Origin of the sequence: Nocardioides sp. (assembly GCF_030150155.1) — a bacterium.
GTDB lineage: Bacteria > Actinomycetota > Actinomycetes > Propionibacteriales > Nocardioidaceae > Nocardioides.
The window spans coordinates 57,965-69,590 of sequence record NZ_JASLGR010000048.1 but is presented as its reverse complement, the minus strand read 5'-3'; the positions used below and the strand labels follow the sequence as shown (position 1 = coordinate 69,590).

General features: G+C 71.8%; 9 protein-coding genes. 3 read left to right on the top strand and 6 right to left on the bottom strand.

Annotation, left to right across the window (positions count from 1 at the left end; genetic code table 11):
- Positions 1-185: 185 nt before the first annotated feature.
- Positions 186-1,286, top strand: a complete 1,101-nt coding sequence (locus tag Q1V88_RS15780; protein WP_300682248.1) for a citrate synthase 2 — start codon at positions 186-188, stop codon at positions 1,284-1,286.
- 238 nt (positions 1,287-1,524) lie between these two features.
- On the opposite strand, the gene Q1V88_RS15775 is transcribed toward Q1V88_RS15780, so the two are convergent.
- A complete protein-coding gene (locus tag Q1V88_RS15775; RefSeq protein WP_300682247.1) occupies positions 1,525-1,953 on the bottom strand; it encodes a GNAT family N-acetyltransferase in 429 nt (142 codons plus the stop codon).
- Between the two features lie 60 nt (positions 1,954-2,013).
- Between Q1V88_RS15775 and serC the strand changes: the two genes are divergently transcribed.
- Both serC and Q1V88_RS15765 read left to right on the top strand, forming a co-directional pair.
- Positions 2,014-3,129: a phosphoserine transaminase gene (gene serC / locus Q1V88_RS15770; RefSeq protein WP_300682246.1), complete on the top strand. Its 1,116-nt coding sequence runs from the start codon at positions 2,014-2,016 to the stop codon at positions 3,127-3,129.
- Positions 3,130-3,205: 76 nt separating this feature from the next.
- Positions 3,206-4,132: an aldo/keto reductase gene (locus Q1V88_RS15765; RefSeq protein ID WP_300682245.1), complete on the top strand. Its 927-nt coding sequence runs from the start codon at positions 3,206-3,208 to the stop codon at positions 4,130-4,132.
- A gap of 7 nt (positions 4,133-4,139) precedes the next feature.
- Here the strand turns inward: Q1V88_RS15765 and Q1V88_RS15760 are convergent, their stop codons facing one another.
- From Q1V88_RS15760 to Q1V88_RS15740, 5 genes are all read right to left on the bottom strand, one after another.
- The gene (locus Q1V88_RS15760) at positions 4,140-5,168 is read right to left on the bottom strand and encodes a hypothetical protein (protein ID WP_300682244.1); all 1,029 of its coding nucleotides are present in this window, start codon (positions 5,166-5,168) and stop codon (positions 4,140-4,142) included.
- Between the two features lie 4 nt (positions 5,169-5,172).
- Complete coding sequence (locus Q1V88_RS15755; protein WP_300682243.1) at positions 5,173-6,486, bottom strand: SAM-dependent methyltransferase; 1,314 nt, start codon at positions 6,484-6,486, stop codon at positions 5,173-5,175.
- A gap of 79 nt (positions 6,487-6,565) precedes the next feature.
- Complete coding sequence (locus tag Q1V88_RS15750; protein WP_300682242.1) at positions 6,566-9,400, bottom strand: FAD-binding and (Fe-S)-binding domain-containing protein; 2,835 nt, start codon at positions 9,398-9,400, stop codon at positions 6,566-6,568.
- 43 nt (positions 9,401-9,443) lie between these two features.
- Positions 9,444-10,361, bottom strand: coding sequence for an NUDIX domain-containing protein (locus Q1V88_RS15745; RefSeq protein ID WP_300682241.1), 918 nt, complete (start codon positions 10,359-10,361; stop codon positions 9,444-9,446).
- Complete coding sequence (locus Q1V88_RS15740) at positions 10,358-11,599, bottom strand: geranylgeranyl reductase family protein (RefSeq protein ID WP_300682240.1); 1,242 nt, start codon at positions 11,597-11,599, stop codon at positions 10,358-10,360. The genes Q1V88_RS15745 and Q1V88_RS15740 overlap by 4 nt, the downstream gene beginning before the upstream one ends.
- Between the last annotated feature and the right edge of the window lie 27 nt (positions 11,600-11,626).

Genomic DNA, 11,626 nt, shown 5'->3' with positions numbered 1-11,626 from the left:
GGCGTTCACCTCCGCCTCGTCGAGTCCGCGATCGCCGTACTCCTTGCGCAGGGCCGCGAGGTCGTGTGCTGGGGCCATGCAGCCACCTTAGGAGAGCGGTGGGGAGGGCGTGCAGCAGAATGCCAAGGGCCTGCAGACCATCCGGATCCGGAGAGGGCTGCCCGATCGATCGAAGGAGTTCGCCGATGCCTGAGGTACACCACGGACTGGAGGGCGTCGTCGCCTTCGAAACGCAGATCGCGGAGCCGGACAAGGAGGGCTCGGCGCTGCGCTACCGCGGCGTCGACATCGAGGACCTCGCCGGCCGGGTGCCGTTCGAGAACGTGTGGGGCCTGCTGATCGACGGCTCCTTCACCCCCGGCCTGCAGCCAGCCGAGGCCTACTCGCTGCCTGTCCACACCGGCGACGTCCGCGTCGACCTGCAGTCGGCCATCGCGCAGCTCGCACCCGCCTTCGGCATCACCTACACCTACGACTCCACCCCGGAGAAGGTCCGCGAGGACCTCGGCCGCGCCGCCGTCATGGTGCTGGCCTGGGCCGGCCAGTCGGCCCGCGGCATCGGCCACCCGGTCGTCCCGCAGCACGTCGTCGACCAGGGCGCCACGCTGGCCGAGAAGTTCCTGATCCGCTGGCGCGGCGAGGCCGACCCCAAGCACGTCAAGGCGATCGACGCGTACTGGTCCTCGGCAGCCGAGCACGGCATGAACGCCTCGACCTTCACCGCCCGGGTGATCACCTCGACCGGTGCCGACGTCGCCGCCGCCCTGTCCGGCGCGATCGGCGCCATGTCCGGCCCGCTGCACGGCGGCGCCCCGTCCCGCGTGCTCGGCATGATCGAGGACGTCGAGAAGGCCGGCGACGCCCGCGCCTACGTCAAGGGCCTGCTGGACTCCGGTGAGCGGCTGATGGGCTTCGGTCACCGGGTCTACCGCGCGCAGGACCCGCGAGCCCGCGTCCTTCGTCGTACGGCGGCCGAGCTGTCGGCTCCGCGCTACGAGGTCGCCCAGGCGCTGGAGGAGGCGGCTCTGGCCGAGCTGCGCGAGCGCCGTCCCGACCGGGTCCTGGAGACCAACGTCGAGTTCTGGGCCGCGATCGTGCTCGACTTCGCCGAGATCCCCGCGCACATGTTCACCTCGATGTTCACCTGCGCCCGCACCGGCGGCTGGTCGGCCCACATCCTGGAGCAGCGCACCACCGGCCGCCTGATCCGCCCGAGCGCGATCTACGCAGGCCCGGGCTCACGTCCGGCCTCGGACATCCCCGGCTACGACCCGTCCTGGGTCTGACTTCCGGGTTCACCACCGCCGAATTCCGGGTTCACCACCACCGACTTCCGGGTTCACCACCAAAGGCGTGGCGAACCCGGATCTGGCATGGGTAAACCCGGATCTCGCGCGTGGCGAACCCGGATCTCGCATGGGGTAAACCCGGATCTCGCGCGTGGCGAACCCGGAATTCGAGCGTGGCAAACCCGGATCTGGCATGGGTAAACCCGGATCTCGCGCGTGGTGAACCCGGAAGTCGCTAGAGGCGCTTGCCGTAGCAGCGGTTCAGCTCCATCCCCGCGTAGTGCCCGAACCCCTCTATCGGCTCGTACCCCGACGCCTCGTAGAACGCGATCGCCTCGGGCTGCCCGAGCCCGGTGGAGAGGATCAGCGCCTCCAGGCCCGCTGAGCGAGCCGAGGCCTCCAGCGCGGTCAGGATCTCCCGGGCGAAGCCGCGTCGCTGGGCCTCGGGCACGACGTGCATCCGCTTGAGCTCGGCGACCTCGCTGGTGCCGAGCCGGGACAGCGCGACCCTTCGCCACGCCCCGGTTGCGACCGGTACGTCGTCGACGTACCCGACCAAGAAGGTCCCGGCCGGGAGCACGAACTGTGCGGGGTCCGTCGGGTCGTCGTCACCGCTGCCGTATCGCTCCGCGTAGAACGCCTGGAGGCGCTCGGTGAGGAGCACAGCATCGGGATGATCATAACCGAGGCGACGTACATCAAGCACGGATGGGAGAATACGGACATGGCGATCCAGATCCCCACCGACCTCCTGCCCCACGACGGACGATTCGGATCTGGGCCCTCCAAGGTTCCCGACGGCTGGCTCGAGGCGCTGGCCGCGACCGGCCGCACCCTGATGGGCACCTCGCACCGCCAGCCGCCGGTCAAGCAGCTCGTCCGCGAGGTCATCGACGGGCTCAGCGACCTCTTCTCCCTCCCCGAGGGCTACGAGATCGCGATCGGCAACGGCGGCTCGACGGCGTTCTGGGACCTGGCCACCTACGCCCTGATCGAGGAGCGCTCCCAGCACGCGGTCTTCGGCGAGTTCGGCGGCAAGTTCGCCAAGGCCGCCAACGCGGCGCCGTGGCTGCGCAGCCCGAGCGTGATCACCGCCGAGCCCGGCTCGCGCAGCGTCAACGTCGCCGACGAGGACGTGGACGCGTACGCGTGGACGCACAACGAGACCTCGACCGGGGTCTGGTCCCCCGTCGTCCGCCCGGTCGGTGCGACCGCGGGCCAGGTCACCCTGGTCGACGCCACCTCGGCCGCCGGCGGCCTGGACTTCGACGTCACCGCCGCCGACGTCTACTACTTCGCGCCACAGAAGTCGTTCGCCTCCGACGGCGGGCTGTGGTTCACCACCCTCTCCCCCGCCGCGATCGAGCGCGCCGAGCGGATCAAGGCCTCGGGCCGCCACATCCCCGCCTTCTTCGACCTGGTCAGCGCGCTGGACAACACCCGCAAGGACCAGACCCTCAACACCCCGGCGCTGGCCTCGCTCTTCCTGATGGCGCGCACCCTGGAGTGGATGCGTGACAACGGCGGCCTGGCGGGGATGGCGAAGCGGACGGCAGCCTCGGCCGCCGAGCTCTACGGATGGGCCGAGGCGTCGTCGTACGCCGCCCCGTTCGTCGACGACGCCGCGCACCGCTCCGATGTCGTGGGCACCATCGAGCTCGACGCCTCGATCGACAAGAAGCGCGTGATGGACGAGCTGCGCGCCAACGGCGTCGTCGACCTGGACGCCTACCGCGGGATCGGCGCCAACCAGCTCCGGATCGCGATGTACCCGGCCGTCGACGCCGCCGACGTGGCAGCGCTGACCCGGTGCCTCGACTACGTCGTCGAGCGTCTCTGAGCCCGCTCCCCACCGGCGACGGACTGCAGCCCGCACGGTACGCCGGGCCTCACCTGGCCCGACGTACCGTGGAGGCATGAGCGATTCGGTCTCGTTCGACCCCGAGGTCCCGTCGGGCATCCCGACGCTGACGCTGAACAACGGCGTCACGATGCCCGCCCTGGGCTTCGGCGTCTTCCAGAGCCCGCCGGAGGAGACGACTGCGGCGGTCGCCGAAGCGCTGGCGGTGGGCTACCGGCACATCGACACCGCCGCGGCGTACGGGAACGAACGCGAGGTCGGCGACGCGATCCGCGCCAGTGGGCTGAGCCGGGACGAGGTCGTGATCGAGACCAAGGTCTGGGTGAGCGACTACGGCTACGAGCAGACCCTGCACGCCTTCGAGAAGGCGACCGCGAAGCTCGGCGTCGACCAGTTGGACCTCTTGATCCTCCACCAGCCGGCGCCGGACCGGTGGGAGGCCACGGTGGCGGCGTACCGCGCTCTGGAGACGCTGCTCAACGCCGGCGCCGTGCGGGCGATCGGGGTCAGCAACTTCATGCCGCACCACCTGACCCGGCTGCTGGATCAGACCGACGTGGTGCCGGCGATCAACCAGATCGAGCTGCACCCCTACTTCGCGCAGCCCGACGTGCAGGCCGCCGACGCCGCGCACGGCATCCTTACTCAGGCCTGGTCGCCGATCGGCGGGATCACCTTCTATCCGGGGTGGGGCGAGGAGCGGCGCTCGGTGATGGAGGACCCGACGCTGGCCTCGATCGCGCACGACCACGGCCGCAGTCCGGCGCAGGTGATGCTGCGCTGGCATCTCCAGGAGGGGCGCTCGGCTATCCCGAAGTCGACCAACCCGATGCGGATCTCGGAGAACTTCGACGTCGCCGACTTCGCGCTGTCGCCCGAGCAGATGGCAGCGATCGGGTCCCTCGATACTGGGGTCCGCTCGGGCCCCGACCCCGACGTCGCGCGCCCGGATCGTTTCGATCTGCCGATCCCCGAGGCCTGAGGCCAACTCAGCCTTCTCCGGTACGTCGACCCGCGCGGCCCCGCCCACGCCAGGCGTAGACCAGGTAGCCGACCAGCCCGACACCGACGGCCCCGCCGCCGATCCAGGCCCAGTGATCCGTGGCGAACCCGGAACTCGACGGTGGCGAACCCGGATCTCGACCGTGGTGAACCCGGATCTCGGCGCTGGGGGTGGCGGTCGCGGACGGAGCCACCAGACCGGCGAGCTTGTCCGACAGGGCGATGTGGAGCACCTTGCTGTGCGCCCCCTCGCTGGTCAGCCACAGCGAGCCGTCCGAGGCGATCGCCAGCCCCTCCCCCTGGCGCTGGCCGGGCAGGGTCATCGAGCCGAGCCGGTCAAGGGAGGGCCAGGCGTACAGCGTCGCCGAGACGTAGCCGCGCACCAGGACGTGCTTCCCGTCGGGCAGGAAGGCGCCGTCGGTGGCCATCGCGAGCATCGCACCGGCGGAGCTGAGCGGCTCCAGGGTCACCGGATCAGCGGCCGTTCCCGCACCTGAGGCAAGAGACCGCGGCAGCCCGTAGAGCGTCCCACCCAGGAACCCCTTCGAGACCACCAGCAGCCGCCCGTCGGGCGCCCGCATCAGGGTCTCGGCGTCGTGCGCCCCGTCGGGATAGACGGCGTGGATCGTGCGGTAGACCCGGCCCGCGTTGGCGGCCCCCACCCCGACCTCGCGCAGCACGATGTCGTCGCGGCGGGCGGCGTTGTCACCGGTGTCGCCGACCCAGACCCGGTCCGCGTGCGTCGACGGTGCCAGCGACTCCTGGTCGACGGCCTCGTCGGACCACTGCGCGACCCTGACGGTCCGGCCGGTGGCCGAGACCACGAAGACCCGGCCGACGTCACCGGAGTCGTTGGTGGTGACGAAGGTGCCGTCGGCCAGCGCCACCAGGCCCGAGGACTCCGCGATCCGCGGGTCGTCGAAGGTGAAGGCGACGTCACCGGACCCGGCTGCGGTGGGCAGCACGGCGAGGACCGCCGTGGCCACGCCCCTGCCCAGCACGAGCCCGACCGTCATGGCCTCAGTCGGCGACCGGCGCGCTCTGAGCGCTCTGAGCCGCGAGCAGCTCGGCGAGCTTCGGCGTCAGTCCCCAGGTCGCGACGAGGTCGTCGTACTCCTTCTTCACCGAGCCACCCTTGACCGGGCCGCCGGTGCGGGTGGCACGCAGCATGGTGTTGCGCGGGGTGTGCTGGGACTCGACGAACTGGATCACGTCCACCTTGTAGCCGCTCATCCGCAGCAGCGAGGCCCGCAGCCCGTCGGTGAGGGTGTCGGCCAGCCGCTCGCGCAGGATGCCGTGCCGGGTCAGCATGGCGTACGGCGCCGGGGTGGGCGCCTTGCGCATCTGGGCCGCGATGTCGTGGTGGCAGCAGGGCGCCACCAGCACCAGCGGTGCCTCCCAGCCGACCGCTCGTGCCAGGGCCTCGTCGGTCGCGGTGTCGCAGGCGTGCAGCGCGAGGACGACGTCGGGGGCCTGGTCCAGGGTGACGCCGTCGATGGTGCCGACGACGAACTCCGCTGCGACACCCAGCGTGGTGGCGACGCCACTGTTGTGCTCGGCCGACTGCTCCTTGATGTCGACGCCGGTGACGACGACGGGCAGCCCCTTCGTGGTGAGGTAGCGCTGGGCGGCGAAGGTCAGGTAGCCGTTGCCGCAGCCCAGGTCGACGATCCGCAGCGGCTCCTCGGCCGTCGGCGTGCGCAGCTGCTTCTTGGCCAGCGCCTCGGTGAGGGCAGTATCGAGTTGGCGGAGGAACTCCTCGACCTGGCGGTACTTGGCCTGGCGGCTCGGCTTGAGGCGGCCGTCCTTGTCGCTGATCCCCAGCGTGATGAAGACCGGGTCGGACTCGGGCAGCATCCGCTCCTTGACCCGGTCGTGGCCGCGCTCGGCCGGGACACCTGCTGGCGAATCACCCTCGGACGCCCCGGTCGCAGCCGTCTCCCCAGCAGTCTCCTTGGTCGAGACCAGCGCGGTGTGCGAGGTCTTGGCCAGGATCGTGGTCTCCTCGGTGCGCGTGGTCAGCACCCAGGTCGCGAACGGCTGGTCCAGGAGGGCGTCGAGCGCCTCGGTGGCGCCGCCCTCGCCCGAGCCGAGCGGGTGGTTCGCGGTGAACGCCTGCGTGGCGTCGTACGTCGTCACCTGCAGGTGACGACCGGCCTTGAGATCGACGTAGCGCAGCTCGGCGCGACGCCACGGCGGGGTCGTGCCCTTCTGCTTGCCCGACGCGACCACCGAGACGGTGACCTCGGGGTCGAGCACCGTGGAGCGCATCCGGTTGAGGGCACGCAGCAGCGGCTCCGAGACGCGCTCGGCCTTGTCGTTGGTGGCCTTCATCGGATCACCTGCGCGATCACGACGATGATCAGGAGCGCCACCAGTGCCAGCGGGATGATCAGGCGGCGTCTCTGTGGGCTCACCGCTTCAGTTTAGAAGCGAACAGCTCGGCGAGGTGCATCGTCGGGACGTCGGCGAGGTCGTCGAGCTGCACCCGGCAGCTCATCCCGTCAGCCAGGATCACCGCCTCGGGGTGGGAGCGGACCGCCGGGAGCAGGTGCGTCTCGGCGATCGCGACGGAGACCTCGTAATGGCCCTGCTCCACCCCGAAGTTGCCGGCCAGCCCACAGCAGCCCGCGACCTTGGTGACGACGGCGCCGGCCTTCTCCAGCAGCGCCTGGTCGGCCTTCCAGCCGAGCACCGCCGACTGGTGGCAGTGCGGCTGGGCGACGATCTCGACACCGCTCAGGTCGGGCAGCGGCAGGTCGAGCCGGGTGACCAGCTCGGCGAAGGTGAGCAGTCCGTCGGCGACGGTCTGGGCCTCGGGCAGGTCGGTCAGCTCGACGGAGTCCGAGCGCAGCGTGGCGGTGCACGACGGCTCCAGGCCCAGCACCGGCGTCCCCGAGGCGATGTAGGGCGCCAGCGTGCGCACGGTGCGCTCCATGATCGAGCGGGCCTGGTCGAGCTGCCCGGTGGTGATCCAGGTCAGACCGCAGCAGGCGTCCTCCTTGATCACCCGGACGTTCAGGCCGGCGGCCTCCAGATAGGCGATCGCACCGTGGCCGGACTGGGTGAAGAAGTGGTCGGTGAACGAGTCGGCCCAGATCCACACGTCGGGCTTCTCCCCCGCCAGCGTGCTGGTCGCCGTCGAGCGCTTGAGGGTCTTCGGGGCGAAGGTCGGCACCGAGCGGCGCTGGTCGAGACCGGCGAACCACTTCGCGAACGCCGCGACCGGCGGCACCTTCATCGCCAGGTTGGTGAGCCGCCCGAACGGGGCGCCGAGCCGGATCCACTGCGGCAGCCGACCCAGCAGGAAGTGCGAGCGCGGCCGACGCGGCGCCTTCGTCCCGTCGGTGCGGGGGGCGTCGTAGGTCTGGTAGAGCGACTCCGACTTGTAGGTCGCCATGTCGATCCCGCTCGGGCAGTCCGAGGAGCAGCCCTTGCAGGCCAGGCAGAGGTCGAGGGCGTCCCCGACGGCGGGGTCGGCCAGCCCCGTGACCAGGGCGCCGTCGAGCGCCTCCTGGAGGACCCGGGCACGGCCGCGGGTCGAGTCCTTCTCGTCCTTGGTGCCGAGGTACGACGGACACATCACGCCCGCCGTATGCGGGGCCACACACTTGCCGACGCCGGTGCACCGGTGCACCGCCGCCCCCAGGTCGCCGTCGTCGTGCAGCAGACGCAGCGCGGTGACCGGCTTGGAGCGCGGCCGGATCGGACGCAGGTCGGCGGTCATCGGCGCCGGGTCCACGATGTTGCCCGGGTTCATCAGGGCAGCCGGGTCGCAGATCTCCTTGGCCGCACCGAAGAGGCCCAGTGAGGTGTCGTCGTACATGACGGAGAGCAGCTCGGAGCGGACCCGACCGTCGCCGTGCTCGCCGGAGATGGAGCCGCCGTACTTCTTCAGTCCGGTGGCGCAGGCGAGCATGAACTCGCGGAAGACGTCGGCCGAGCTCGGGTCGCCGGGGGCGAACGGGAAGTCGATCCGGCAGTGGATGCAGCCGTCGCCGAAGTGGCCGTAGGGCAGGCCCTGGAGGCCGTGGGCGTCGAGGATCTCGTCGAAGTCGCGCAGCCAGGCGCCCAGGTGGGCGGGCGGCACGGCGGCGTCCTCCCAACCGGAGTAGGCCGGGGTGGGCAGCGAGCGACCGGCCAGACCGGCGCCGTCCTCGCGGATCTTCCACAGCGCCGCCATCTCGGCGGCGTCGGTGACCAGGCGTGACTCCAGGGCGTCGGCGGCACCGGCGACCCGGGTCAGCACGTCGGTGGCGTCCTCGCCGGCGGCCTCGACGATCAGCCAGCCGGCCCCGCGGGGCAGATCGGGCACGGCACCGGACTTCGAACGGACCAGGTCGACGATCCGGGCGTCCATGCCCTCCACCGCGATCAGGCGGCCGGCACCGGCGGCGTTGACGTGCGGGATCGCGTCGGCGGCCTCGTGCATGGTGCCGTAGCCCAGCACCAGCAGCAGCCGGCCGGGCTCGTCGACGACCAGGCGGACGGTCGCCTCCAGCACCGTCGCCAGGGTCCCCTCGGTGCCGACCAGGAACCGCTCGATCCGGCGGCCCCGCTCGGGCAGCAGGTGCTCCAGGGAGTACCCCGAGACCTGGCGGCCGAACCGGCCGAACTCGGTGCGCAGGTGGGCGAGGTGGGAGTCGCCGAGCTCGATCAGGCGACGCGCCGCCTCGGAGTCGGTGGTGGCGGCCGGCCCCGCGGTGCCGGCGTCACCGAAGTGGGCGACCTCGCCGGTGCCGAAGACGACCGAGAGCGCCTCGACGTTGTCCACGGTGCGGCCGTAGCCCAGCGCCCGGTTGCCGCACGCGTTGTTGCCGATCATCCCGCCGATGGTGCAGCGGGTGTGGGTCGACGGGTCGGGCCCGAAGCGCAGTCCGTACGGCGCCGCGGCACGCTGCAGGTCGGCGTGCACGATCCCCGGCTCGATCCGCGCGGTCCGCGCCTCCGGGTCGATCTCCAGGACCCGGTTGAGGTGACGGGTGTCGGCCACGATCCCCGGGCCGACGGCGTTGCCGGCGATCGAGGTGCCCGCACCGCGCATGGTCAGCGGCACACCGAGACGACGGGAGGCCTCGTGCAGGGCGATCAGCTCATCGGTGTGACGCGGCTTGACCACGACCTGCGGGATGACCCGGTAGAGCGAGGCGTCGGAGGAGTACAGCGCGCGCGCCAGCGTGGAGTCGTCCACGCCCTCGATCCCGGAACGACGGAGCTCGGCTGCGAGATCGGTGGCCACCAGTGTCACAGCGTCATTGTCCCATCCGCGTCACCCACGCGACGCATCACGGTCAGTATCCGGCCGCCTCCAGCGACGCGGCCACCACGACGGTGGTGTCCAGGGCCGCGACCTCGGCCACCGGCACCCAGGCGACAGCGTCGGTGGTGCCCCCGACCTCGACCACCTCGGGCTCCTCGTCACCGAGCTGGGTGGCCCGGAAGACCAGGTGGATGCCGTGGAAGTCCTCCAGGCGTCCGCTGGGCGCGACGCCGGTGAAGTGCACGTCGCGGATCTCCAGGGGCGCGCCGATCTCGACCTTGAGGCCGGTCTCCTCGGCGAACTCGCGCTGCAGCCCGTCGCGTGGGGACTCACCGAAGTCGAGGCCGCCGCCGGGCAGGTGCCACTTGCCGCCGCTGACGGCGTGCGGGGCGATCCGGGTGAGCAGCACCTCGGTGCGCTCGCCGGCACCGCCCTGCACCACCCGGGTGAGCAGCCCGTAGGCGGCCACCCGCTGCACCTCGGCGGTGCGGTGCTGGCGCAACGCCTCGCGGACCAGGGGCAGGGTCGCGACCGCCCCGGACAGGACCGCGGAGATCGGGTGCCAGGCCGCCTCGGCGGTCGAGCCGCCGACCTCGAGGGTGCGCGGTGCGGGTGCGTCGACCGGCACCCAGCCGTCGTACACGATCCGCAGTGCGTGCGCGTCGACGTTGCGCCCGCGGCGCCAGGTGTTGGCCCGGTGTGCCGAGAGCACCCACGCGGTCTCGCCGACGGTGACCGGCAGGCCGGTCTCCTCCATCACCTCGCGGCGCACCGCGGCGCGCGGGTCCTCGCCGTGGTCGAGGCCGCCGCCGGGCAGGGTCCAGGTCGGCTTCGCGGTGAGCGCGTCGGCCAGGCGGGAGAGCAGGATCTGGTCGTCGCGCAGGATGACGGCGTACGCCGCCACGCGCTGCACCTTCGGCAGCCGCTCCCGACGCGGTGCGCGCCTCATGAGAACAGTGGCCGACGCTCGACGGCCAGTGAGCGCCGACCGGCCCACTGCCACAGCCGAGCCGAACGGTCACGATCGTCGTCGGTGACGAGGTTGCCCATCCAGCGCAGCGCCAGGGTCATCAGGAAGTCGCTGCGCATCCCGAGCGGGCCCAGCGCGGCGACCAGCTTCGGGTTGGTCGCCACCCCGGCCAGGCGCCGGGCGATGGAGAAGGACTCGCCGTAGTGCTCACGCAGCAGCTCGGGCCAGATGTGGGTCAGGGAGGTGTTCGGCGCGGCGGCCAGGACGTCGGCGATCAGCCGGCCTGTCTCCAGGCCGTAGTCGATCCCCTCGCCGTTGAGCGGGTTCACGCAGGCGGCGGCGTCGCCGATCAGGGCCCAGTTCGGGCCGGCGACGTTGCTCACCGCGCCGCCCATCGGGAGCAATGCTGAGGCCTCGGCGCGCAGCTCGACCCGATCGTCTCCGGCGAGGCCGAACTCGTCCCGGATCTGGGCGGCGTAGGTGCGCATCAGGGGCTTGATCGCGACGTCGGCGGGACGTTTGGCGGTCGCCAGGGTGCCGGCGCCGAGGTTGACCACGCCGCCACCGAGCGGGAAGACCCAGCCGTAGCCCGAGAGCACCTTGCCGTCCTCGCCGCGCAGCTCCAGGTGCGAGCTGATCCACGGGTCGTCGGAGCGGGCGGAGTCGACATAAGAACGACCGGCGACGCCGTAGACGGTGTCGCGGTGCCACTCCCGGCCGAGCACCTTGCCCAGGGGCGAGCGCACCCCGTCGGCCACGATCAGCCAGTGGCAGGCGATCTCGGAGCCGTCGTCGAAGACGACCGCCTCGACCCGCTCCCCTGCACGACGTACGCCGACGGCCTTGCGCCCCTCGACGCCGGTGGCCCCGGCCTTGAGGGCGACGGTCCGGAGGTGGTCGTCGAGCTCGGTGCGGGCCACGGCCGATCCCCAGCCGGGCAGGCTGCCGCCGGGCCAGGGCAGCTCGAGGGTCTGGCCGAAGCCGTGCGCGCGCAGGCCGCGGGAGACCGGGTGGGTGCGGACCCAGTCGGACAGGCCGAGCCGGTCCAGCTCGGCGATCGCCCGCGGGGTCAGGCCGTCGCCGCAGGTCTTGTCCCGCGGGAAGGTGGCCATGTCGACAAGGACGACCTCGCGGCCGGCACGGGCCGCCCAGGTGGCGGCCGAGGAGCCCGCCGGGCCCGCGCCGATCACCAGCACATCGGTGGAGGTCACGCTCATGTCGTCCATTCTCTCAGTACGCGACGA